The sequence below is a fragment of the Natronincola ferrireducens genome (genome assembly GCF_900100845.1).
Taxonomy (GTDB): Bacteria; Bacillota; Clostridia; order Peptostreptococcales; family Natronincolaceae; genus Natronincola_B; species Natronincola_B ferrireducens.
The window spans coordinates 988,456-1,011,544 of sequence record NZ_FNFP01000001.1; the positions used below are offsets into that span (position 1 = coordinate 988,456).

Annotated in this window: 24 protein-coding genes, 1 riboswitch and 1 other annotated feature; of the genes, 19 read left to right on the forward strand and 5 right to left on the reverse strand. The window is 36.1% G+C overall.

Annotated features, from left to right (window positions below):
- Window positions 1-342: 342 nt before the first annotated feature.
- Window positions 343-2,163, forward strand: coding sequence for a group II intron reverse transcriptase/maturase (gene ltrA, locus BLS22_RS04530; RefSeq protein WP_090550944.1), 1,821 nt, complete (start codon window positions 343-345; stop codon window positions 2,161-2,163).
- 318 nt (window positions 2,164-2,481) lie between these two features.
- Here ltrA and BLS22_RS04535 read toward each other — a convergent pair whose 3' ends face one another.
- On the reverse strand, window positions 2,482-3,498 hold the full coding sequence (locus BLS22_RS04535) for an ABC transporter substrate-binding protein (protein ID WP_090550946.1): 1,017 nt from the start codon (window positions 3,496-3,498) through the stop codon (window positions 2,482-2,484).
- A gap of 190 nt (window positions 3,499-3,688) precedes the next feature.
- Here BLS22_RS04535 and BLS22_RS04540 point away from each other — a divergent pair, with 190 nt between their 5' ends.
- From BLS22_RS04540 to BLS22_RS04560, 5 genes are all read left to right on the forward strand, one after another.
- Complete coding sequence (locus BLS22_RS04540) at window positions 3,689-4,009, forward strand: hypothetical protein (RefSeq protein WP_090550949.1); 321 nt, start codon at window positions 3,689-3,691, stop codon at window positions 4,007-4,009.
- A 160-nt stretch (window positions 4,010-4,169) separates the two neighbouring features.
- The gene (pgsA, locus tag BLS22_RS04545) at window positions 4,170-4,721 is read left to right on the forward strand and encodes a CDP-diacylglycerol--glycerol-3-phosphate 3-phosphatidyltransferase (RefSeq protein ID WP_090550952.1); all 552 of its coding nucleotides are present in this window, start codon (window positions 4,170-4,172) and stop codon (window positions 4,719-4,721) included.
- 29 nt (window positions 4,722-4,750) lie between these two features.
- Window positions 4,751-4,973 (forward strand) — a binding site (T-box leader).
- Between the two features lie 48 nt (window positions 4,974-5,021).
- A complete protein-coding gene (locus tag BLS22_RS04550) occupies window positions 5,022-5,231 on the forward strand; it encodes a hypothetical protein (protein ID WP_090550955.1) in 210 nt (69 codons plus the stop codon).
- A 14-nt stretch (window positions 5,232-5,245) separates the two neighbouring features.
- Entirely contained in the window at window positions 5,246-7,897 is a 2,652-nt protein-coding gene (locus tag BLS22_RS04555; protein ID WP_090550958.1) for a valine--tRNA ligase, read from the forward strand.
- Window positions 7,898-8,059: 162 nt separating this feature from the next.
- Window positions 8,060-9,403: a bifunctional folylpolyglutamate synthase/dihydrofolate synthase gene (locus tag BLS22_RS04560; protein ID WP_090550961.1), complete on the forward strand. Its 1,344-nt coding sequence runs from the start codon at window positions 8,060-8,062 to the stop codon at window positions 9,401-9,403.
- Window positions 9,404-9,497: 94 nt separating this feature from the next.
- Here the strand turns inward: BLS22_RS04560 and BLS22_RS04565 are convergent, their stop codons facing one another.
- Window positions 9,498-10,019 (reverse strand): DUF4364 family protein, encoded by a 522-nt coding sequence (locus BLS22_RS04565; RefSeq protein ID WP_090550965.1) that lies wholly within the window; start codon window positions 10,017-10,019, stop codon window positions 9,498-9,500.
- A 194-nt stretch (window positions 10,020-10,213) separates the two neighbouring features.
- Here BLS22_RS04565 and BLS22_RS04570 point away from each other — a divergent pair, with 194 nt between their 5' ends.
- The 6 genes from BLS22_RS04570 to BLS22_RS04595 are packed head-to-tail and all read left to right on the forward strand — an operon-like array spanning window position 10,214 to window position 13,400.
- Window positions 10,214-10,420, forward strand: a complete 207-nt coding sequence (locus BLS22_RS04570) for a DUF1657 domain-containing protein (RefSeq protein ID WP_090550967.1) — start codon at window positions 10,214-10,216, stop codon at window positions 10,418-10,420.
- A gap of 13 nt (window positions 10,421-10,433) precedes the next feature.
- Window positions 10,434-11,294 (forward strand): DUF421 domain-containing protein, encoded by an 861-nt coding sequence (locus BLS22_RS04575; RefSeq protein WP_090550970.1) that lies wholly within the window; start codon window positions 10,434-10,436, stop codon window positions 11,292-11,294.
- Between the two features lie 13 nt (window positions 11,295-11,307).
- Window positions 11,308-11,787 (forward strand): stage V sporulation protein AC, encoded by a 480-nt coding sequence (gene spoVAC / locus BLS22_RS04580; RefSeq protein WP_090550973.1) that lies wholly within the window; start codon window positions 11,308-11,310, stop codon window positions 11,785-11,787.
- On the forward strand, window positions 11,788-12,789 hold the full coding sequence (gene spoVAD, locus BLS22_RS04585) for a stage V sporulation protein AD (protein WP_090550975.1): 1,002 nt from the start codon (window positions 11,788-11,790) through the stop codon (window positions 12,787-12,789). It begins immediately after the preceding gene.
- Between the two features lie 16 nt (window positions 12,790-12,805).
- On the forward strand, window positions 12,806-13,159 hold the full coding sequence (spoVAE, locus tag BLS22_RS04590; RefSeq protein WP_090550978.1) for a stage V sporulation protein AE: 354 nt from the start codon (window positions 12,806-12,808) through the stop codon (window positions 13,157-13,159).
- A gap of 34 nt (window positions 13,160-13,193) precedes the next feature.
- Window positions 13,194-13,400, forward strand: a complete 207-nt coding sequence (locus BLS22_RS04595; RefSeq protein WP_090550982.1) for a DUF1657 domain-containing protein — start codon at window positions 13,194-13,196, stop codon at window positions 13,398-13,400.
- A 110-nt stretch (window positions 13,401-13,510) separates the two neighbouring features.
- Here BLS22_RS04595 and BLS22_RS04600 read toward each other — a convergent pair whose 3' ends face one another.
- Complete coding sequence (locus BLS22_RS04600; protein WP_090550985.1) at window positions 13,511-13,717, reverse strand: alpha/beta-type small acid-soluble spore protein; 207 nt, start codon at window positions 13,715-13,717, stop codon at window positions 13,511-13,513.
- 183 nt (window positions 13,718-13,900) lie between these two features.
- On the opposite strand from BLS22_RS04600, the gene BLS22_RS04605 reads away from it, so the two are divergent.
- Window positions 13,901-14,593, forward strand: coding sequence for a 4Fe-4S double cluster binding domain-containing protein (locus BLS22_RS04605; RefSeq protein WP_090550988.1), 693 nt, complete (start codon window positions 13,901-13,903; stop codon window positions 14,591-14,593).
- A gap of 18 nt (window positions 14,594-14,611) precedes the next feature.
- Here the strand turns inward: BLS22_RS04605 and BLS22_RS04610 are convergent, their stop codons facing one another.
- Together BLS22_RS04610 and BLS22_RS04615 are read right to left on the reverse strand one after the other, a co-directional pair.
- Window positions 14,612-14,800, reverse strand: a complete 189-nt coding sequence (locus BLS22_RS04610) for a hypothetical protein (RefSeq protein ID WP_090550990.1) — start codon at window positions 14,798-14,800, stop codon at window positions 14,612-14,614.
- Window positions 14,801-14,963: 163 nt separating this feature from the next.
- Window positions 14,964-15,902: a Na/Pi cotransporter family protein gene (locus BLS22_RS04615; protein WP_244269457.1), complete on the reverse strand. Its 939-nt coding sequence runs from the start codon at window positions 15,900-15,902 to the stop codon at window positions 14,964-14,966.
- 227 nt (window positions 15,903-16,129) lie between these two features.
- On the opposite strand from BLS22_RS04615, the gene BLS22_RS04620 reads away from it, so the two are divergent.
- From BLS22_RS04620 to BLS22_RS04645, 6 genes are all read left to right on the forward strand, one after another.
- Complete coding sequence (locus BLS22_RS04620; RefSeq protein WP_090551624.1) at window positions 16,130-16,654, forward strand: FmdE family protein; 525 nt, start codon at window positions 16,130-16,132, stop codon at window positions 16,652-16,654.
- 106 nt (window positions 16,655-16,760) lie between these two features.
- Window positions 16,761-16,939: riboswitch (cobalamin riboswitch) on the forward strand.
- A gap of 134 nt (window positions 16,940-17,073) precedes the next feature.
- Window positions 17,074-17,904, forward strand: coding sequence for a class I SAM-dependent methyltransferase (locus tag BLS22_RS04625; protein ID WP_090550995.1), 831 nt, complete (start codon window positions 17,074-17,076; stop codon window positions 17,902-17,904).
- Between the two features lie 15 nt (window positions 17,905-17,919).
- The gene (locus tag BLS22_RS04630; protein ID WP_090550998.1) at window positions 17,920-19,527 is read left to right on the forward strand and encodes an ABC transporter substrate-binding protein; all 1,608 of its coding nucleotides are present in this window, start codon (window positions 17,920-17,922) and stop codon (window positions 19,525-19,527) included.
- 28 nt (window positions 19,528-19,555) lie between these two features.
- Window positions 19,556-20,518, forward strand: a complete 963-nt coding sequence (locus tag BLS22_RS04635; protein WP_244269458.1) for an ABC transporter permease — start codon at window positions 19,556-19,558, stop codon at window positions 20,516-20,518.
- A complete protein-coding gene (locus BLS22_RS04640) occupies window positions 20,519-21,376 on the forward strand; it encodes an ABC transporter permease (RefSeq protein WP_090551630.1) in 858 nt (285 codons plus the stop codon).
- Window positions 21,351-23,072, forward strand: a complete 1,722-nt coding sequence (locus BLS22_RS04645) for an ABC transporter ATP-binding protein (protein ID WP_090551000.1) — start codon at window positions 21,351-21,353, stop codon at window positions 23,070-23,072. The genes BLS22_RS04640 and BLS22_RS04645 overlap by 26 nt, the downstream gene beginning before the upstream one ends.
- Window positions 23,073-23,089 lie beyond the last annotated feature (17 nt).

The following is a 23,089-nucleotide window of genomic DNA, read 5'->3' on the forward strand; positions in this document are numbered from 1 at the left end:
AAGCTTACTATGGATAGGAAAGATTGTATCGCATTCCAATCGTGCAGTAACCCAAATATCCATCGGAGTAAAGAAGGATACTTACTCATTCGAATCTACTACTAGCGGAACTTGGTAAGCCCTTTGTGTTCCTCAATAAACAGAGGTAGGGTAATCGCAAGAAAACTACAATACCAGAGGGTAAAGGATTGTGGAGAAAGCAAATGCCAATAGGATGAAAGTCTAGGGGAATCCATAACCCGTTGGATAGGATTTCATAATCCACTCGAAAGAGGGCAGACTTCCACATGGTCATCAACATGAAAGAAAACGGAAAGAAGTATCTTTAAGGAGAGACATGTTTTGAAAACTATTAAAAAATTTAATACGTCGGCTGTTTCTCCACATATTGAGAGCTTTGAAATGATTAACTGGAAGAAAATAAACAAATATGTGAAGAAACTTCGCCAACGGATTTTTCGTGCCGAACAGTTGGGGCAAAAAAGGAAAGTAAGAAAGCTTCAAAGACTAATGATTAAAAGCAAAGCTAATCTACTACTGTCAATAAAAAAGGTTACACAAATTAATAAAGGTAAAAAGACTGCTGGGGTAGATGGGATTAATGCACTTACATCAAAGGATAGATTAGCACTATACAATCTACTCAAAGAGTATAACGTTAAATATATAAGACCTAGACCAGCAAAAAGGATATATATCCCAAAGAAGAATGGAAAAATGAGACCTCTTGGGATACCAATAATCAAGGACAGAATATTTCAGAATGTTGTAAAAAATGCCCTTGAACCCCAATGGGAAGCAAGGTTTGAATCATCATCCTATGGTTTTAGACCTAAGCGAAGTACCCGAGATGCCATTTGTAATTTATTCAGTAAGCTATCAGCAAGAAGTAGAAAACAATGGGTTTTTGAAGGGGACTTTAAAGGATGTTTTGATAATCTCAACCATCAATATATCATGGATTGCCTAGAAGGATTTCCTGCTAAAGATACCATATATAAATGGCTTAAGGCAGGATATGTTGATAATAACTCTTTTAATGATACAACTACAGGAACCCCTCAAGGCTCAATTGTGTCACCTTTACTAGCAAATATTGCTCTACATGGTATGGAGAAAGAACTCGGTGTTAAGTATTATCGGGATAGAGAATATTACAAAGTATCAAGAAACTCCGTGGGAATAGTAAGGTTTGCTGATGACTTTGTAATTGTTTGCAAAACAAAGGAAGAAGCTGCCACCATGTATGGAAAACTTGAACCATATCTTGAAAAAAGAGGATTAACTCTTGCAGAGGATAAAACAAAAATAACCCATATTAGCGAAGGTTTTGACTTTCTAGGATTCAACCTAAGAAAATATAAAACTAACAGCGGTATGAAGCTATTAATAAAACCATCAAAAGCAAGTGTGAAAAAAGCTAGAGAAACAATAAAGGGTTTATTTAAACAACTGAGGGGAAGACCAGTATCAGATTTAATCACAAAATTAAATCCTATTACAAGAGGAATAGGAAACTATTGGTCAAGTCAAGTGGCAAAGAAAATATATAGTAACATGGATAGATACATTTGGATTAAGGTGCGAAAGCATCTTAAGACTCTACATTCAAATAAATCCTTTAAATGGATTTACAAGAAATATTTCAAACCCGATTACACAGGTGTAAGTAAATCCCAATGGATACTAACAGACCCTCACAATCATAAAACACAACTATTCAAAATGAGCTATATACCAATAAGAAGGCATGTGATGGTGAGATACAAGAACAGTCCTGATGATGCAGGTCTAAAGGAATATTTTGAAGAAAGAGATAGGAAAGAATTTATAAGAGACAATGTTTTAAGTAGAAGGAAATTAGCGAAACGTAGCAATTATAAATGCAGGATATGTAGAGAGTCATTAGTTGGCGAGGAATCATTAAAAATTAATCAAATTGTTACCTTTAAATTGGGTGGAGATGAGCGATATGATAACCTAGAACTGCTACATAAAAGTTGTCATGAGCAACATCAGAAACTACTTGAGAACTATGGTGGAGGTAAGAATTTGCCAAAAGTCATGGAGTTCTTCAAGTGTAAACAAGTAGAACCCAATAGCCAAGAGGGATATAAGTTGATGAAGGAAGCTTTTAAGAAATTTAAATACCAACTAGTTTGAGGTAAAAAGATGGCTTGAGCCGTATGTTTTGAAAGAAACAAGTACGGTTCTTAGGGGGGAAAGGAGTTGAAAGACTCCCGACCTACTCGACCAATAAAAAATCGTAGGGAAGGGTCTTGACCCTTCCGTTATGAATGAATCTATTACAACAACGGAACGGTCAAGACCGTTCCCTACACATGTATCGGATATTGCAATGATGTCTTTTCTATTCAAGGTGCCATAAAATATATCCATTAATCTCCATAAGCGAAATGATATAAAGACAAATAAAGAACCACCTACTCTTATGAATAGGTAGTTCTTGAGGATATTTCTTTATTCAATACTTTCCATAGCTGCCTCTGCAAATTCTGTTACGACAATCTTGTCGTAATCTACCCTTTGGTTAAGCTCTCCAGCCTCTGTCATAACATCCTGCAATCTGTCTAACCCTTCCTCTGTTAATACTGGGTTTGGTGTCCAAGCCTCGATAGAACGATATCTTTCAACAACGTTGATAAGGATATCTAAATCGGCATCTGGAAAGTGGGGCTGTAGAGACTTAGCAACTGTCTCTGCATCATTTTCTGCAACCCATAGCATTCCCTTATAGATGGCATTTGTGAAGCTTTGAATAATTTCAGGGTTCTTTTCTATATAGCTTTTTTTAGCAGAATAAGCGGTATAAGGAATATAGCCACTTTCTGCTCCAACAGAGGCTACTACATAGCCTCTACCTTCTGCTTCAATCAAGGAAGCTGTAGGCTCAAATAATGTTGTATAGTCCCCTTCACCTCCAGCAAAAGCTCCTGCCATAACACCAAACTGTATATCCGTTCTTACATTAATGTCTTCTCCTGGAATAAGTCCATTATTTTTAAGAACGTATTCTAAGGTCATGTTTGGCATACCGCCTTTACGGCCTCCAAGTATTTCTTTTCCTCTAAGCTCTTCAAGGGTGAAATTTGGGCTAGGTTCTCTTGCTACAATGAAGGAACCATCCCTTTGGGTTAATTGAGCAAAGTTAACAGCATAGTCACTCATTCCTTGGTTATAAACGTAGATGGAGGCTTCTGGTCCCATAAAGCCAATCTGTATTTGATCGCTAAGGAGGGCTGCCATAACCTTGTCAGCACCTTTACCATCGATTAACTCAACCTCTAAGCCCTCTTCTTCAAAAAATCCCTGTGTAATGGCTACATATTGGGGTGCATAGAATACAGAATGGGTTACCTCCATTACAGAAATTTTTGTTAGTTCTGATTTTTGACTGCTACTACCACAGCCTGATAAAAGCAGGACACTAATCATAAGTAATACGATAAAAACACTAATAAGTTTTAAATGTTTCACTATAAATCCCTCCAATTTATATTGAGAAATAACCTCTATTTCATTATATTCTCAAGGACCAAATGTGTTCCTTCATCCTAAGGGAATTAGTCAAGTTAGTTAAATACTTAAAGTAAATGACAAAATAAGTATAGGATGGAAACAATAGACATAAAATTTATATATAGTGCAATGTAATGGAGGGGTGAGTATGTCTTTAAATATTAAGGTTTGTAGTAGTAAAAATAGATATGGCTATATTAGAGGGGAAATTGATAATTTTTATTGGTATGCTCTAGTCCATAAAGAAGAGGTAGAGTTTGGTCTTAATCCCAATAATTTATCGGCAGGACAGGGAAGGGTATCGAGATTATGTGTATATAAAGATGTACCTATGTATAACTACACCAAAAGATTGATTTATGCAAATTACAAAAGACAGTGGGAGGTATTTAATAGTGGTTATGAGGAGATGATTAGAAATTTAGTTGAATACTTAGATAGGAGATATTCTATACGGGTGGTGAAATAAATAGCAATATTGTCTGTTTGACATAAGAGGAAGGGATAAAAGAACACTTATAAAAATTTTGATATAATACGAAATTGTGTTATGATAAAAAGTAGAAAAACTTAAATAAACTCAGCAATGATGCTAGAAGAAATATATCGATGTTGAAAAGAGGTGTTTTATGAATCTACCAAATATCTTAACAATTATTCGGTTTTGTCTTATACCAATATTTATCCTAGTTTTCTTCTCTTCCTCAGAGCATAACCTTTTAATCTCATCCTATATTTTTATTTTAGCTGGGATAACCGATGTATTAGACGGTTATATTGCTAGAAAATATAATTTAGTTACAAAATGGGGACAAGCCATGGATCCTTTAGCTGATAAGTCTATGCAGTTGACAGTACTAATTTGTTTTACTATAAGAAGAATATTACCCCTATGGGCAATTGTTGTTGTAGCTGTAAAAGAACTATGTATGGTGATAGGAGGTATTTTCTTATACACCAAAAAGGAAAAAATCGTTATTCCTGCTAATAAATATGGTAAGTTTGCAACCATTATGTTTTATATAGCTATTTTAGCGGTGGCATTTGGATTTATCTATGGAAGAACTCTAGTTTACTTAGCAATTATAGTGACTATCTATGCATTCATTCGATATGTCATTGTAGGTCTAAAGACAGTCAAGGAATTTGATATGAAAAAATCCCTTGACAAATCCTATTAATTGGATATAATAAATATTAATTTTATATAGGAAAAGCTGTGAAAAAGAGGAGTAGACAATCAAACCTGTAGAGAGAAAAACCCATGGGCTGGAAGGTTTTTTAGGTCAATGATGATCGAAGGTAGCTTTAGAGCTTCTGCATTGAAGTCCTAGTAGGTGCAGACGGTTTATACCGTTACATAAATGAGCGTCTGTTATATAACTATAGCAGGAATTAAGGTGGTACCGCGAAATCAACCCTTCGTCCTTATCAATGATTAGGATGAAGGGTTTTTCTATTGAAAGTGTGGGATGATAAGGATGTTTTATATTGGTTTGCTTTTATTACTGATTGGTGCTTTGATGGTATATGGTACAGTACCTATTAGTAGAATATGCAACATAACTACTACAAAGGCTATGCTGTTCTTAAAGGGTAGTGGACTGGTGATAGCTATTGTAGGTGTAATATTTATATTTTTTAATGAAATTCCTAACTCATTAGAATTTTTAAAAATTATAAGATTTTAAAGGAGGCTAATAATATGATAAATAATTTGCCCAAAAACTATGATCCAAAGGAATTTGAAGGTCGTATTTATCAGCATTGGATGGAAAAGGATTATTTTAAAGCAGAACCAAACCCTGAAAAGGAACCCTATTGTATTGTGTTACCACCACCAAATATAACAGGTCAGCTGCATTTAGGTCATGCGTTAGATCATACCCTACAGGATGTTCTAATTCGTTTTAAAAGAATGCAGGGTTTTGAAGCCCTGTGGTTACCAGGAACAGACCATGCTAGTATCGCAACGGAAGTAAAGGTTGTAGAAAAAATAAAAAAAGAGGAAGGCTTGCTTAAACATGAGGTAGGTAGAGAAGGGTTTTTAAAGCGGGCATGGCAGTGGCGTGATGAATATGGTAGAGTAATCGTGGATCAAATGAAACAGCTAGGAAACTCCTGCGACTGGTCCAAGGAGAGATTTACCATGGACGAAGGCTGTAGTAAGGCTGTAGCGGAGGTTTTTATTCGACTTTATGAAAAGGGCTTAATTTATAGAGGAAATAGAATCATCAACTGGTGTCCAGATTGTAAGACTTCCTTATCAGATGCAGAGGTAGAGCATGAGGAAAAGGCAGGACATTTTTGGCATGTAAAATATCCTATCAAAGACAGTGATGAATTTATTGAAATCGCCACTACTAGACCAGAAACCATGTTGGGAGATACAGCTATTGCCGTACATCCTGAGGATGATCGATATAGGCATTTGATTGGGAAAATTGCTATTTTACCGTTGATGAATAGGGAAATCCCTATTATAGCAGATGATTATGTTGACCCTGAGTTTGGAACAGGAGCAGTTAAGATTACTCCCGCCCATGATCCTAATGACTTTGAAGTAGGTTTAAGACATAATCTACCACAAGTAGTTGTTATGAAGGATGACGCCAGCATTAATGCCAATGGAGGCAAGTATGAAGGCATGGCTAGATATGAAGCTAGAAAGCAGATTGTTAAGGATTTAGAAGAGCTAGGGTTATTAATCCATATTAAAGAAAGAACCCATAGTGTAGGACAATGCTATCGTTGTGATACGGTAGTTGAACCAATAACATCAGATCAATGGTTTGTAAAAATGGAGCCATTAGCAGCTCCTGCAATAGAAGCTGTTAGAAATGAGAAGATTAAGTTTGTACCACAGCGTTTTGACAAAATATATTATCACTGGTTAGAAAATATTAAGGACTGGTGTATTTCTAGACAGTTATGGTGGGGACACAGGATACCGGCCTACTATTGTCAAGATTGTGGTGAACTTGTAGTTGCTAAGGAAGCACCAACGAAGTGCGGCAAATGTGATAGTAGTGATTTCAAACAGGATGAAGATGTGTTGGATACTTGGTTTAGTTCAGCCCTGTGGCCTTTTTCTACACTTGGATGGCCTGAAACAACTAAGGAATTAGAGTATTTTTATCCAACGGATGTGCTAGTAACAGGCTATGATATTATCTTCTTCTGGGTTGTTCGTATGGCCTTTTCAGGGCTAGAGTTTATGGAGGAAATTCCTTTTAAACATGTATTTGTACATGGTTTAGTAAGAGATGCTCAGGGCAGAAAAATGAGTAAATCCCTTGGGAATGGTATAGATCCATTAGAGGTAATAGATCAGTACGGAGCAGATGCTTTAAGGTATACACTGGTTGCAGGGAATTCCCCGGGGAATGATATACGATTCCACATGGAAAGACTGGAAGCCAGTAGAAACTTTGCCAACAAGCTTTGGAATGCTACACGGTTTGTATTGATGAATTTAGATGAAGATGAAGTTTCCTATGGGGATGTGAAAAATTATTTAAATACAGCTGATAAGTGGATTTTATCTAGGTTAAATCATGTTTCTAGAGAAATAACAGAAAACATGGAGAAGTTCGAGCTAGGATTAGCCCTTCAAAAAACCTATGATTTCATTTGGAATGAGTACTGTGATTGGTATATTGAATTAACCAAAACCCGGTTATATGGTGAGGACATAGATAGAAAAAGAGCAGCCCAATACACACTAACCTATGTACTAGAAAATATACTGAAGCTATTACATCCATTTATGCCTTTTATTACTGAAGAGATATGGCAAAGCATACCTTCATTTAAGGAAAGTGTTATTATAGCCCCTTGGCCAGTCTATAGTGAAGAGAAGGAAAAAAAAGAGGCTGAGGAAAAAATGAACTTAATCATGGAGGCTATAAAAAACATTAGAAATGTAAGGGCTGAAATGAATGTAGCTCCTTCAAGAAAGGCCAAGATGATGGTATGGACAGGTAAAGAGGATATAAAAAATACCATTGATGAAGGCAAGCAATACTTTACCGCTTTGGCTGGCATATCAGAAATTGAATTTGTAGAAAATAAGGACACAATTCCTTCTGATGCTGTTTCTACAGTGATACAGGGTGGAGAGTTGTTCCTACCATTAGAGGATCTAATTGATCTAGAGAAGGAAATTGACCGATTAGAAAAGGAAAAGACGAAGCTAGAGGGGGAGATTAAGCGGGTAAAAGGAAAGCTATCTAATGAAGGTTTTACAAAAAAAGCTCCTACCCATCTAGTAGAGGAAGAACGCCAAAAAGGTGAAAAATATGAAGAAATGCTGGATACAGTATTGGAGAGACTTCAAACCTTAAAAAAGAAATAGTGATGGAGAATAAAGAGCTGAGATAGAATCTCAGCTCTTTATTTGTCTTATTACAACAGATGTAGTAGAGAGGATTTGTTATCTTGACACTGAAGGTTTTTCTGTTATGATGGGATTATAAGAATTTTAAAAGAAATAATACTTAAAGAATGGAGTGGACAGATGAACTATCAAGAGGCAATAGCATATATTCATGGCACTTATAAATTTGGTAGCAAATTAGGTTTGGAAAATATCAATTATTTATTAAATATGTTAAACAATCCTCATAAGGATTTAAAGGTGATTCATGTAGCGGGTACCAATGGTAAAGGATCCACATCATCCTTTATGCACAGTGTTTTAAAGACGGCAGGCTATAAGGTGGGTTTATATACCTCCCCCTATATAGAAGAATTCACAGAGCGAATACAAATTAATGGAGAAAAAATCCCTAAACAACGGCTTGCAGATATAATTGCTATCGTAAAGGAAAAGATAGAAATTATGGTGGCTGAAGGAAAAAATCATCCAACAGAGTTTGAGGTTGGAACTGCCTTAGCACTGGTATACTTTGCTGAAGAAAAAACGGATTTTGTTGTTTTAGAGGTAGGTATGGGGGGAAGATTAGATGCCACCAATGTTATAGAAAATCCTCTTTTATCAGTAATTACACCTATAGATTTTGATCATATGGAGCACCTAGGGGATACCCTTGAAAAGATAGCCTTTGAAAAGGCAGGTATCATTAAAGAAAATAACTTTGTTGTTTCTTACCCTCAACAAAAGGAAGCATTAGAGGTTATCAAAAGGGATGCCTATGATAAGAATAGTCACTTGCTTATCACCAATTATGATGAACTAAGGATTCATCATGCTACTATTGAAGAACAACAATTTTCTGTAGAAATATTAGGAAAGCAGTATACAGATATTAAAATTTCTTTAGCGGGTCAACATCAAGTCTACAATTGTTGTATGGCTTTGACGGCTCTAGAGGTTTTGAGAAGACATAGAGGCATTGATATCAATGATGAAGCTATTTATGAAGGACTTAAGGATACTAAGTGGATAGGTAGACTAGAGGTTTTGGACAAAAATCCTTTAGTAATTATAGATGGCGCCCATAATCTACAGGGGGCCACAGCATTAAAGCATAGTGTAGAAACACTATTAAAGAATTATAAGGTGACCCTTGTGGTGGCTATGCTGAAGGATAAGGATGTGAAAGGGGTATTGCAGCATTTGATTCCACTTGTTGACAAGGTTATCGCTACAAAGCCTAATAACCCTAGGGCTATGGAGGCAGATGATTTAGCTAAGGAGTTAGTCATTTTTGGCAAGGAAATCTATGTATGTAATAAAATAGAAGAAGCTGTAAAGAAGGCCTACGAAGTGACAACTTCTGATGATGCTATTGTCTTTGCAGGATCCCTCTATATGATTGGTGAGGTAAGAAGCCTATTAGTCAATTGTGAAAATATAATAAGCTACAAAGAACGATTTAAAATTTCACCTGTAAAGTAATCAAAAAAACAAGGCTGTGGATTTCACAACCTTGTTTTTTTATTTTTAATCTAATATAAGTAATTACATGAAACCAAAGATTAGAATCATCTACTTACAACATTTCCATTATCTTACCATAAATTCCAACGGCATCTTTTCTCCAATTTTCACAAATTTCTTTAGCCCTTTGTTGACTGCTGACATTGAGCTTTAAATTCACAATAGGTACATTGTTTTCTATAATCATCAGCTTGATAGCGAAGGTAGCATCCTTTAATTGGGTATAATCAGCTTTGATCTCGGTGCCACCTAAAAAAGATTCTTTTTTAAAGGCAATTAAATTGTTAATTTCAAGCTTTTGATGCTGAGGAATCCGATTAATAAAGTAATTTAATGTATTCCTACCCTTTTCTGTAATAGAAAAAAGTTGAATATGACCTCCTTCTCCTTCATGGACAAAGCCTGATTCCTTTAATTCTGCCAAAAACTGTTGCAGCATAAAATAATTCATCATATCATTTTCTAAAACAAACTGGGTAATTTGAGAATTAGTTAAAGCACCCTCTATTTCGTTGAGTATATATAGTAAAAGCAGCTTTTTTTCTGCCAATTGCTGCGGGGTATTGACAAACATAGTTTGACCTCCTTCATAATCTCTTAATACTATATTACTGCATTTCACCAAAAATTTAAAGGAGGAATAGAAAGGTTTAAAGGATTTTATTTTTATTGTAATAAATTCCAATGGATAAATACTTTTATAATGTATGAATATGAAGACTTTGGAAGAAAATAATTATATCAATCCACAAGAGGAGGTTGTTGCCTATGACAATAGCTTCACAAGTAAAGCAAACCTTAGCTACACTAAAGGGAGCACAAGGAACCTTAAGAACCTATTCATTACAGGCTAGAGCTGATGAAGAAAAATATATTTATGAAGAAGCATTACATACAACCAATGAAATTATAAGGGATTTAGAAAATCGATTGAAAACATTAGAATTGGAAGAACCTCAGTTTAAAGGCTATTGAGGAGGAATGTTAAATGAAGGATTGGATAGAGATTCTAATAAGATCTGTAGCACTATTTTTTTTGACCTTTTCCTTTATAAGAATTATGGGAAAAAAACCTGCTGCAAAAATGACTACCTTCCAGCTGGTTAATTACATAGTTATAGCTATATTAGCAGCCTTGATTTCAGTAAAGATGGTTACAAGTTTTAGATTAGGGTTAGTAGCCTTTGGGGTATGGGTTTTACTTCCGATTCTTTTAAACTTTTTAGGTGTAAAGAGCAAAATTGTCTATGATTTTATCCATGGTAGAGAAACAGTCTTGGTGAAAAAGGGTAAAGTAATGGAAGAAAATTTAAAAAAGACAAAATTAACTGGAGATGAGTTGATCAGAGAGCTAAGGTCTAAAAATGCTTTTAATTTAGGGGATGTAGAATTTGCAGTTTTAGAAGCAACTGGGGAAGTAAATGTTGTTTTTAAAACAGACAAAAGACCCATCACTCCCCATGATTTAGAGTGGAAGGTAGCACCCCAAACTCAGACCCAAACAATCATTTTAGATGGCAACATTTTACATGACTCCTTAAATGCTGTGGACTTAAATGAAGGCTGGGTTAAAACCCAATTAAAGGGCATGGGTGTAGACTTAACCAATGTGTTTATTGGGCAGGTTAATGGCAGTGGAGATTTGTATGTGGACTTATTTGATGACATGATTCAGTTGCCTCAACCTACTGTTAAAGAAATGCTTTACTCCAGTATAGAGAAAAGTCAAGGGGATTTTGTAAAATATGCTTTAGAGACCCAAAACCAAGAGGCAAAAAGGATGTATACCACCAATGCCCATAAATTAGAAGAATTAATGGAACAGTTAAGACCATATTTATTACGTTAGGGGATGATGAAAAATGTCAAGACAAAAATATAAGAAACTAACCCCAACACAACAGCAGTATCAAATTTTTGCTAAGGATAGGGAACCAAAACGTCCAGCCTTTAAAAATTCAATTAAGGCCTTTTTAGTAGGTGGAACGATATGTACTATAGGTCAAGCCCTGCAAATGATGTATATAAAATATTTTAACTTCACACAAGAAAATGCAGGAAATCCAACGGTAGCTACATTAATTATTATAGCGGTTCTATTAACAGGATTAGGGGTGTATGATCGTATTGCTCAATGGGCTGGTGCAGGAACGGCTGTGCCGGTTACAGGCTTTGCCAATACCGTATCCTCAGCTGCAATAGAGCATAGAAGTGAAGGTTTTGTGTTAGGGGTGGGAGGAAATATGTTTAAGATAGCTGGTCCAGTTATTACATATGGTGTATTCTCTGCCTTTATAGTAGCCCTCATAAAAATTATCATCAAGGAATTAGGTGGGATATAAATGTTTAAAGGACATCAATCATGGGTTTTTGAATCAAAACCCAGTATTATTGCTTCAGCAGCTGTGGGGGGCCCCTTTGAAGGACGAGGGGCACTATCGGAGGATTTTGATATCCTCCATAGTGATATATGGCTAGGTCAAGACAGCTTTGAGAAGGCAGAAAAAAAATTGCTAGAGGAAGCCTGTCAAAAGGCTATTGATAAAGCCGGGATGAAAAAGGAAGATATACATTTTTTAATTAGTGGTGATTTAATGAATCAAATTATTCCCAGTAGTTTTGCAGCCAGGACACTAGCAGTTCCGTATTTTGGTGTTTTTGGTGCCTGTTCCAGTTCCATGGAGGGCTTAGCCTTAGCCAGTATGATGGTGGATAGTGGTTTTGCAAAAAATGCTCTAGCGGCTACCTCTAGTCATAATGCGGCTGCAGAAAAACAATTTCGCTATCCTACTGAATATGGTGCTCAAAAACCTCCCACTGCTCAATGGACGGTTACTGGGGCAGGGGCAGCCCTTGTTGCATCAGGAGGTGAAGGCCCTCGGGTGACTAGAGCCACCATTGGTAGGGTTATTGACATGGGAATTTCTGATCCCTTCAATATGGGGGCAGCGATGGCTCCAGCTGCAGTAGATACAATAGAAGCCCATTTTAGAGACTTTAATATAGATCCCTCTTATTATGATATTATTGCTACTGGAGATTTAGGAGCGGTAGGCCATAGAATAGCAGGAGATTTGTTAATAGAACATGGCATGGAAATTCCTAAGGAAATTTTTACTGATTGTGGTTTGTTAATTTATCGACAGGAACAACCAGTACTGGCTGGGGCTAGTGGATGTGCTTGTTCTGCAACTGTTACCTATGGACATTTTATGAATCAAATGAAAAAGGGAGCGTTAAAAAGAATTTTAATTGTTGCTACAGGTGCTTTACTATCTCCCATGTCCTACCAACAAAAGGAAAGTATACCATGTATTGCCCATGCTGTAGCAATAGAAGCATAAAAGGAGGTAGGAAGACTTGGAAAAGTTTATTTGGGCTTTTATCGTAGGCGGAGGAATATGTGTAATTGGACAAATCATGATGGATGTATTCAGACTAACACCAGCCCATACCATGAGTGGATTAGTGGTAGCAGGGGCAATCCTTGGAGGTCTTGGTTTATATGAACCCTTAGCTAAATTTGCAGGAGCGGGAGCTACGGTGCCCATCAGCAGCTTTGGCAATGCTTTGCTACAGGGGGCCATGATGGAGTATGAAAGAAATGGCATAGTGGGGGTATTAACAGGAATTTTTGAAGTAACCAGTGCTGGGGTATCATCAGCAATTATTTTTGGATTTATTGCAGCATTACTATTTAAACCTAAAGGTTAGAGGTAGAAAAGATTTTATGAAGGGAGGTGACAACATGACAGTCGGTACCCAGATGCAACAGGCTATTGCAGGCATTCAGAGTGCAGCAGCCACCATGAAAACCTTCGCTTTAGAAACACAGGATCAAAATGCAAAAAAGGATTTTCAACAAATATCACAAAATCTTGAAAATGCCCTTCAAACTCTACAACAAAGACAAAAATATATTGAAACACAAGAACCTCAATTTAAACAACAATAAAAAAATAAACCTCACTAACATAAAATTGTCGTGGGGTTGTTTTAGTATAAAAAAGGAGATGCTAAAATCCTATCAGCATCTCCTTTTTTATACTTTGTATGAGTTATTGGTTATTTACCACTCATATTTCTTTCAGCTTGCTCAATTAATCTTTTTACCATATATCCACCAACATAACCATTTTCACGGGAAGTTAAATTGCCTTTATCAGTTGATTCATAATTAGTTAATCCTAATTCATTAGCAATTTCAGTTTTCATTTGATTTAGAGCTTGACGAGCTTCTGGTACAACAATTCTATTGTTTCTTGAAGCCATAAAATTCTCCTCCTCATCAGATAGATTTTACAACATCATCATTGATGTTGTATTTATAATTTAACCAAATTTCCTTTGAAATATGTTTAGTAGATTTTGAAAAGTCTTTATAATAATGGAAAGATATTTTTTGTTTTTTTAAAAGATACTTCTGCTATAATAAATAGTGGGAGGATTATAAATATGGATAAACAACAATTAACAAAAATGCTTTTAGATTTAGGTGCAGCTAAAGTGGGATACTGTAATTTAAAGGATTTACTGCCCCAGCAATTTCAACATATAAATAACGGTATTACAATAGCCATACGTTTATCAGATCAAGTAATTAGTGATATTCATCCACAAAATGGACCCACCCACACTTATTTTCATCATTATAGAACTGTTAATGCTTTTATTGATCAATTAACCTTCAAAGTCGTCACACAATTACAGCAATGGGGGTATCTAGCTATGGCAATTCCAGCCTCACAATCTATTAACAATGAAGGGTGGAATTATAGAGGACTGTTTCAGCATAGGACTGCTGCCACTAGAGGAGGCATTGGCTGGATTGGCAAAAGCTGTTGTCTTGTAACGGAGGAATTTGGCCCAAGGCTTCGGTTAGGAACAATTTTAACCAATATGGATTTTGATTATGATGAACCTATCAATGAGTCCCTATGTGGAGAATGTAGTGTATGTGTGGATTCATGTCCTGCAGGTGCCTTAAAGGGTGCTGTTTGGACTCCAGGCTTGGAAAGAGAAGAAATCATCAATCCAGAAGTATGTAGTAATCATATGAAAAGCCAATATAAACATATAGGAAGAGGTGCCGTTTGCGGTATATGTCTAAAGGTGTGTCCAAAGGGGAAGGAAGTATTAAAGAGATAGGGTAGTAAAGCTACTACCCTATGTTAATTTCCTTTTTATCGGTGTTTTTACATCCTTTCTAATGCCATGGTCATGGGTGCTTTCTAGCTGTGCTTTTTGAGATTTAGCTTCACGATGAAAGTGACGCTCTTCATATTTATAGGTTCTTGCACTGTATTCCTGCATATCACCTTTAATATTGGTCCATTGGCTTTTTCTTATAGACATAAAATCACCTCATAAATAGTTTTAGCATTTTTTTATAAATGATGTTGAACATAATTTGTTAATTAAGGAAATTTTCATAAATAAAAATTTATAAATTTTACTAGTTCTTAGCTGGTGTTTTATTACAAATTTCTGTAGGGTATAACAACCTCCTACAGCCTCCTTAGTCCCTCACCATTAGGGTAGAAAGTTTGACAAACAACGGAATAAAGGGTAGGAAGATAATCGTACTGAAAACATTAAAAATACTATGGGCATTGGCAATTTGTCGAGCAGGATTAATTGGAGATAAGGTTATTGAAAGTCTACATAAAATCTCTATAAAAGGAAACATTAACACTACTCCCCACAGATTAAAGAGGATATGAATAAGGGCCGCTCTTTTTCCTATGGAAGTGAGATGAATACTGGCTAAAAGAGTAGTAACGCAGGTGCCTATATTTTGACCTAGCAAAATAGCAATAGCAGCTGTTAAAGAAATCAAATGATTTGTGGCTAAAGATTGTAATATTGCTATTCCTGTACTGCTGCTTTGAATAATAGCAGTAGTGCAGAACCCCAGAATAACCCCTAATATAGGCTTTGTTCCAAACTCCAATAAAATCTCTTGAAATCTAACAAGGCTTGCTAAAGGAGACACCCCCTTGCTTAATAGGTCAATTCCTATGAAGAGGAGGGCAAAGCCCATAAATATCTCTCCAAAGAATCGAAGCCTTCTGTTGGTCTTATGTAGAGAAAGAAAAAGACCTATCATGAGGGGGATAAAAACGTATCTACTAGGTTGAAATGCAATAAGCTGGGCTGTAAGGGTGGTGCCGATATTAGCTCCCATAATAATAGCAGCAGCTTGATATAGATTCAGGAGATTGGCCTCCACTAAGCCTACAATAATGATAGTAGTACCACTACTGGACTGTAAAAGGGCAGTAGTAAGGATGCCAATAGCAATGCCTAGGATGGGATGGATTTTCAAGTTCCGGATAGCATAGCTTAAACGACTGGAAGTCACTTCCTTTAAACCATTGGTTAAAAACTTCATACCTAATAAAAATAAACCTAATCCCGTAGCCATATTTGATACTACAATCAGCAAATAAATCACCTCTTAATTAAATATACGCAGGGAAAAGAACAATACAACTTTTAAAAAATAAATTTGCAAAATTACACATTGACAAATAATTGACAAATTTCAAAACCCTATATATAATGGATTTATAGGATGTTAAACAATATAAAATTATAACAAAAATAATAGTCATGAAGACTTTGCAACCATGAAGGATGCAGTTTGTTTTCATGGCTATATTTTTTGGAGGAGATGAAAATATGGATAAAAAATTATGGGAAAAGTGTGTAGCGTTTCATGGACATGAGTGTCCTGGTTTAGCTATTGGATTTAAGGTCAGTGAAGCAGCTATGAAAAAGCTAGGGATTGATTTTTCAAAGGATGAAGACGTAGTTTGTGTTACAGAAAACGATGCCTGTGGTGTTGATGCTATTCAAGTATTGTTGGGCTGTAGCTTTGGAAAGGGGAACCTTATCTATAGAGGAACAGGAAAGCAGGCCTTCAGTTTTTTCCATAGACCCACCAATCAAAGTATTAGAATCGTAACAAAACCCTTTAAAGGAGAAATGGGTAGGGAGGAGAGACAAGCATATTTATTGAATGCACCGGTAGAGGACTTATTTGATTTTAAAGCCCCAACCTTTGAACTCCCTGAAAGAGCTAGACTATTTCAAACCATCACCTGTGAAGCCTGTGGAGAGGGGGCTCCTGAGCATAAGGTACGCTTGATGGAGGGACAAAAGGTTTGTTTAGATTGCTTTAAAGATTATTCGAGGGAGTTGTAAAAACTATATCCTTTATTTAGGTTATTAGCATAGTATTTCCTACATATGTATTAGTTGACAAAATATTAAAATTTATTATAATAAAAGTGAATTGTGATGTTTTTAAAATTCTATAAAAATAGAAGGTGCCCTTAAAAAGGGTTAAAAGGGAAAGTGGTGCAAGACCACTACAGCCCCCGCTACTGTAATTGGTGACGAAATCTGAGGAAGCCATTGGGAAACCGAGAAGGCCAGAAAGTAGGAGGAACCATAAGTCAGGAAACCTGCCTTGTATTTTAAAAAAGCAAGCCTTCGGAGGGGAGGAAAGAAAATGCGATATACATGTATTTTTTGACGTTAACCATGAAGGTAAAGAAAAGAACAAAAGGTTCTTATCTTATTTTCATGGTTTTTCATTTTATAAAAAAGGAGTTGTTGATATGATGGAACAAGATTTAAACTACTGGATAGAAAAATGGCAACCAAAGAAATTAAGTTCTTCTGCCACCTCAGAATTTTGGAATAAAAGGGCTAAAAGCTATAATAGAGATGTTTTTGAAAAACAAGAAGAATCCAATTATGTTATTGACTTATTAGAAAAATATAATTTGCTACAAAAAAATAACAGAGTACTAGACATTGGTTGTGGACCTGGAAAAAATACAATCCCTATGGCAAAAAAATGTGAAGAAGTAATTGCTTTGGATATATCCCAAGAGATGCTGGAATATGTGGGGGAACATGGGAAAGAACATGGTCTAGACAATATTGTATGTCATGAAAAAAATTGGGAGGATATTAGTTTAGATGAATATGGATGGGAAAAAAAGTTTGACCTTGTTGTAGCTTCTATGACACCGGGGGTATATAACTTCTCGACTTTAAAGAAAATGTTGGATGCCAGCAAAGGCTATTGTTATTTAAGTGGATTTATTAACCGTAGGGATGAAATTTGGAGTAGGTTAGAGAAAGAAATTTTAGGAGAACATAATGGGAATAAATCGAGAGAAGATAAAATTTATTATATCTTTAATATATTGTGGAATTTAGGCTATCATCCAGAGATCCATTACTTTGATAGAACCTGGGAGCATGTATGGTCTTTAGAAGAGACTATTGATTTGTACAAACAAAGGTTTAACATAAACCACACCCTTAAAGAAGAGGAAATAAAAAAGATAGAAGCTTTCCTTACAGCTCATCAGCAGGAGGGAAAGGTAATAGAGAAAACTGAAGCTAAAATAGCTGTATTAATCTGGAAGGTTGAATAACGAGGGGGGGTAATGATGTTGAAAATTAAAGGATTGAAAAAAATATTAGTAGTGGGTTTAATTGTTATGATGGTGTTTTCTTTAATAGGGTGTAGTTCTACCACTGAGGAGGGAAGTGCTGGAGAGACAGTAGCCAATGAAGTAGAGGAAGATAAGAATACAGAACCAGTAGTAATAAGACAAGAAGGAGGGGATTGGGGATATCCTTCACCCTATCTCCACTATTCTAGAGGACCTGGTGGATATAAGATGCAGTTGAGTTTTGATAGCCTTTTAGAAAGGGATGAAGATGGATTAATTCCTTGGTTGGCAAAGGAATGGGAAACAACAGAGGATGGTCTTGCCTACATATTTACCCTACAGGAAAATGTAAAGTGGCATGACGGGGAGATTGTTACACCAGAAGATGTAAAATTTTCCTTTGAATATTTTGAGAAACATTCACCAGTATGGAACCCGGTGTCAATGCAGGGTAAGCCCTTTGTTGAAGAAATTGAAATTTTAGAAGATAATCAAATAAAGTTTGTTCTATCCCAAAAAAATGCAACAATTTTAGAAAAAATAGGGGATGTAAGAATTATTCCTCAGCACATCTGGGAAGAAGTAGAGGAACCAGAAGCCTTTGATGATGAAAAAGCTGTCATAGGTTGTGGACCCTATAGACTAACGGGCTACAGCAAAGAGCATGGCACCTATGAATTTACAGCCTTTGAGGATTACTGGGGGCCAAAGCAAAGGGTAGAAAAAATTCAATTTCTTCCTGTAAGCGATGCTGTGCTGGCCTTTGAAAACAATCAAGTAGATATTATAGGGATAGGTAGCGACTTGGTGGATAGATATAAAGGAGATGGCCAATTTACAATATTAGAAAACCCTGGATTTTGGGGCTATCGCTTGATTTTCAATATGGAAAGAAATCCCTTGCTTAAAGAAAAGGAAATTCGTCAAGCCATTGCCTATGGTATAGACCAAGAGGAAATGGTGGAAAAGGTGGCAAGGGGTGCAGCTATTGTAGGAAGTGCAGGATATTTACCAGAGGATCATATATGGCATAACCCAAAGGTAAAGAAGTATACCTTTAATGAAGAAGAGGCAAAGTCTTTGCTGGGAGACAAGAAACTATCCCTTCAGCTCTTGGTGGGGGATAGCAATCCAGAGGTAAGAATTGCAGAGTTAATGAAGATTAGTTTAAATAAAGTAGGTATCGAAGTAAATATTAAAAGTGTAGATATGAAGGCAAGGGACAATGCTGTAACCACCGGAGATTATGAATTAGCTTTAATCGGCCATGGTGGTTGGGGTGGTGACGCCGATGGTCTAAGGGTAAGATATGCTTCTGATGTAAAGAGTGACGGTTCCTCTGCTACAAATGCTATTCCCGGGTATGATAATCAAGAAATAAGAAGATTAGCAGAAGAACAACTAAGGGAAATGAATGTTGAGAAACGTAAGGAGCTTATCTTTGCACTACAGGAATTGATTGCAGAGGAGATTCCAATGATTCCTATTTACAATACCACTGGATATACCCTGTATCGACCTGAAACCTATGATGGCTGGATGTATATGTTTGATCATCATAGTGTCAGTCACAGCAAATTATCTTATCTAGAAAGAAAGTAGCTGTTTGGTTATGTTTAAGAAGGCAGAAATGACAAAAGCAAAGCAATATATTATAACCTTTCTATGTATTATAACATTAAATTTCTTTATTCCCAGGCTGATGCCTGGGGACCCCTTTACTTTTTTATCGGCAGAAGAAGGGCAGGTCCACACAGCTTTCTCCCATGAGGACATAGAAAAATACAAAGCCTATTATGGTCTAGATAAACCCTTAGGTCATCAATACATAAACTATGTAAAAAATATTTTTAAAGGGGATTTAGGTTATAGTATTTTTTATAAGGAAAAGGTACTTACAATTGTTATAGGAAGGATTCCTTGGACATTATTTTTAGTAATTTTAGCAATCATCAGCAGTTCTATTATAGGTGTTTTTCTGGGAAGCTTATCTGCCTACTGGAGGGATTCACCTATAGATAAATTTTTATATTTTTTCTTTATTACTTTATCTGAGATTCCTTCTTTTTTAGTAGCCTTTGTGTTGTTGTTCTTTTTATCTGCCCAATTGAAGCTTTTTCCATTATCGGGAGGTATGAGTCATTTTGTAGAATTCTCTTCTATGGGGGATAAAATTTGGGATATGATATATCATGCAATACTACCTTTGATAGCCTTAACTGTTACGAGAATAGGGGAATTTTATTTATTAACCCGTAACAGTATGATCCACGTATTACAAAAGGATTATATTAGAACTGCTAAGGGAAAAGGGTTAAAAAAAGCAAGAATTCTATTTCTTCATGGCTTTAGAAATGCTATACCCCCTGTAATTACTAGAATTTTTTTAAGTCTTGGTGGTATTTTAGGGGGAGCAGTTTTAGTAGAAAATGTATTTCGCTATCCAGGCATTGGGGGGCTAATAAGGCAGGCGGTATTTTTTCGAGACTATCCTTTAATACAGGGGATATTTTTAGTAATGACTTTATTGGTTTTAACAATGAATTATGTAGCAGAAATTGTTTATAAAAAATTAGACCCTAGGGTGAATTAGATGAAAAGTATATTCAATCGTGTTAAATATTTTTCTTTAGTAGGAAAACTATCTTTGTTCATTTTTTTGTTTTTTATTATTTTAGCAATTTTTGGTGGTTTCCTGTCTCCACACCCCTACGACATCCCATCAGGAGCTGCCCTGCAGCCACCCTCTAAAGGCCACTGGATGGGGACGGATGATTTAGGAATTGATCTTTGGGCGCAAATTTGTCATGGTGCTAGAATTAGTCTAACGGTGGGATTAGTAACGGCTTTTGTTGGGGTTGTCGGTGGAGGGATGCTGGGAATATACGCTGGGTATTATGGGGGGAAAATAGATGGTTGGATTATGCGACTAATAGATTTGATCATCGTTATTCCTGAATTGCCTATGATGATTGTATTGGGTGCTTTTTTTGGACCTAGCTTAAGAAATATTATTATTGTACTGAGCTTATTTTCCTGGACAACACCTGCTAGAATTATACGATCTAAAATATTATCCATAAAAGAAGAAAAGTATATAAAGATAGCAGAGGGTTATGGGGCAGGATTTTTATATATTACCAGCAAACATTTTTTACCTCAAGTGTTTTCGTTAATGATGGTAAATTTTATTAAACTAATTAGCAAAGCAATTGTAGCAGAGGCTGGACTTTCATTTTTAGGTTTAGGAGACCCTACATCAAAAAGCTGGGGTCTTATGCTAAATCATGCTTTAGCCTTTCAAGGTATTTATTTTACAGAATTTTGGAAGTGGTGGGTACTATTTCCCCTTGGCTGTACCTTGATGGTTGTTTTATCAGTTTCTTTTGTAGGGAAAGAAATAGAAAGAAAAAGGGTGAGTACTTATGGAAAAGCAACTGTTAACAATTGAAGATTTGTCTGTTTGTTATAGACAAGGTGACCTTGCAGTAGAAGCGGTAAGAAAGGCTTCTTTTTCTGTTGAAAAGGGTAGTGTACTAGGTATTATTGGGGAGTCTGGCAGTGGCAAAACCACCATAGCTATGGCTATCATGGGTTTGTTGGAGAGAAGTACCACTGTTGCTGGGAAAATATATTATGGTGATGTAGATATGAATGGATTATCGGAGAAGGAAAAAAATAAATACCGGTGGAAAAACATTGCTATCGTCTATCAAAATCATCTTGATATATTAAATCCCGTGATGACCATATATCATCAAATTGCAGAAGGTCTTCAACAACATACAAGCTTATCTCAAAGAGAAATACAAAAAAGAGTAATAGAGCTGGCTTCCATGGTAGGACTAGAGGAGGAGTGGTTACTACATTACCCCCATCAGCTTTCTGGAGGTATGCGGCAAAAAGTTTTAATTGCTATGGCCCTATGCTGTAATCCGGATTTACTTATTGTAGATGAACCCACTACAGCATTGGATGCCATTACTAGAGAAGAAATAATAGATCTATTATATAAGTTACAAAAACAAAAAAAAATGACCATGATTGTCATATCCCATGATATGTATGTGGTAAAAAGATTAAGTCAAAAAAATTTAGTAATGTATAGAGGTGCGATACTAGAAGAGGGTTTTACAAAGGATGTATTAGAAAATCCTATGCATATCTATACGAGGGGATTGTTAAATGCTGCTCTGGATATGAATCCTTATCAGGATTTGTGGGGAATACCGGGGGAGGATAAGGATTATGGAGGAATGGGTTGTCTTTATTATGATAGATGCACTCAAAAATCTTCTGTTTGTCGATCTCAGGTACCGATACTACAATATATTTCATTAGAAAGAAAGGTAGCCTGCAATCGGGGAGGAATTGCCACCCTCCTAGAGGGAAAGGATATTAGTAAAAGCTATACCCATAAAAAACAGGTAATTAAGGCTTGTGACAGTTGTCATCTTCAAGTGAGATCAGGAGAAATTGTAGCCTTAATAGGACAATCTGGATCAGGAAAAACCACATTAGCTACTATATTAAGTGGATTACTAAAGAGGGATACAGGAGATGTTTTTTTTGAAGGCAAGACTGTAGTGGGTAATAATTTTACCAAGATAAAAAATGGAATACAAATTGTTTTCCAGGACCCCTTTTCAGCCACAAACGAAGATTTTACTATAGAGGAAACTGTTGGAGAGCCTTTAGATATTTTAAGGATAGGTAAAAAAGAAGAGAGAAAAGTAGCAATAAAAAAGGTGCTACAGGAAGTACAATTACCTACATCCCAGGAATTTTTACAAAGAAAATGCAACACTTTAAGTGGTGGACAACGACAGCGGCTAGCTATTGCCCGTAGTCTAGCGATGGAGCCTAAGCTACTGATTGCCGATGAAATCAGTTCTATGTTAGACCCATCTACCAAGGCCAATGTATTAAGGCTTCTAAAGGGGTTACAAAATAAAAAAGGATTTGCCATGCTTTATATTACCCATGATTTACTGCTGGCTAGAAAGATTGCTGATGAAGTATATATTATGAGGCAAGGGAAAATCATTGAAAAAGGAAATGTCCTTAAGGTTTTCAGCAATCCTGAGAGTAATTATGGAAAAATGTTGATACAGAGGGAGCTACATAAAACCATAGATAGCCTATAGTTATGATAGATTATTGA

Excerpts from the sequence above, each read along its gene's own strand:
- BLS22_RS04630 (WP_090550998.1), top strand. The coding sequence starts at position 17,920 with ATGTTGAAAATTAAAGGATTGAAAAAAATATTAGTAGTGGGTTTAATT.
- BLS22_RS04565 (WP_090550965.1), bottom strand. The coding sequence starts at position 10,019 with ATGTTTGTCAATACCCCGCAGCAATTGGCAGAAAAAAAGCTGCTTTTA.
- pgsA (WP_090550952.1), top strand. The coding sequence starts at position 4,170 with ATGAATCTACCAAATATCTTAACAATTATTCGGTTTTGTCTTATACCA.
- BLS22_RS04640 (WP_090551630.1), top strand. The coding sequence starts at position 20,519 with ATGAAAAGTATATTCAATCGTGTTAAATATTTTTCTTTAGTAGGAAAA.
- BLS22_RS04620 (WP_090551624.1), top strand. The coding sequence starts at position 16,130 with ATGGATAAAAAATTATGGGAAAAGTGTGTAGCGTTTCATGGACATGAG.
- BLS22_RS04610 (WP_090550990.1), bottom strand. The coding sequence starts at position 14,800 with ATGTCTATAAGAAAAAGCCAATGGACCAATATTAAAGGTGATATGCAG.
- BLS22_RS04635 (WP_244269458.1), top strand. The coding sequence starts at position 19,556 with ATGACAAAAGCAAAGCAATATATTATAACCTTTCTATGTATTATAACA.
- spoVAC (WP_090550973.1), top strand. The coding sequence starts at position 11,308 with ATGTCAAGACAAAAATATAAGAAACTAACCCCAACACAACAGCAGTAT.
- BLS22_RS04570 (WP_090550967.1), top strand. The coding sequence starts at position 10,214 with ATGACAATAGCTTCACAAGTAAAGCAAACCTTAGCTACACTAAAGGGA.
- BLS22_RS04625 (WP_090550995.1), top strand. The coding sequence starts at position 17,074 with ATGATGGAACAAGATTTAAACTACTGGATAGAAAAATGGCAACCAAAG.
- BLS22_RS04575 (WP_090550970.1), top strand. The coding sequence starts at position 10,434 with ATGAAGGATTGGATAGAGATTCTAATAAGATCTGTAGCACTATTTTTT.
- BLS22_RS04540 (WP_090550949.1), top strand. The coding sequence starts at position 3,689 with ATGTCTTTAAATATTAAGGTTTGTAGTAGTAAAAATAGATATGGCTAT.
- BLS22_RS04560 (WP_090550961.1), top strand. The coding sequence starts at position 8,060 with ATGAACTATCAAGAGGCAATAGCATATATTCATGGCACTTATAAATTT.
- spoVAD (WP_090550975.1), top strand. The coding sequence starts at position 11,788 with ATGTTTAAAGGACATCAATCATGGGTTTTTGAATCAAAACCCAGTATT.
- BLS22_RS04605 (WP_090550988.1), top strand. The coding sequence starts at position 13,901 with ATGGATAAACAACAATTAACAAAAATGCTTTTAGATTTAGGTGCAGCT.
- BLS22_RS04600 (WP_090550985.1), bottom strand. The coding sequence starts at position 13,717 with ATGGCTTCAAGAAACAATAGAATTGTTGTACCAGAAGCTCGTCAAGCT.
- BLS22_RS04645 (WP_090551000.1), top strand. The coding sequence starts at position 21,351 with ATGGAAAAGCAACTGTTAACAATTGAAGATTTGTCTGTTTGTTATAGA.
- BLS22_RS04595 (WP_090550982.1), top strand. The coding sequence starts at position 13,194 with ATGACAGTCGGTACCCAGATGCAACAGGCTATTGCAGGCATTCAGAGT.
- BLS22_RS04555 (WP_090550958.1), top strand. The coding sequence starts at position 5,246 with ATGATAAATAATTTGCCCAAAAACTATGATCCAAAGGAATTTGAAGGT.
- BLS22_RS04550 (WP_090550955.1), top strand. The coding sequence starts at position 5,022 with ATGTTTTATATTGGTTTGCTTTTATTACTGATTGGTGCTTTGATGGTA.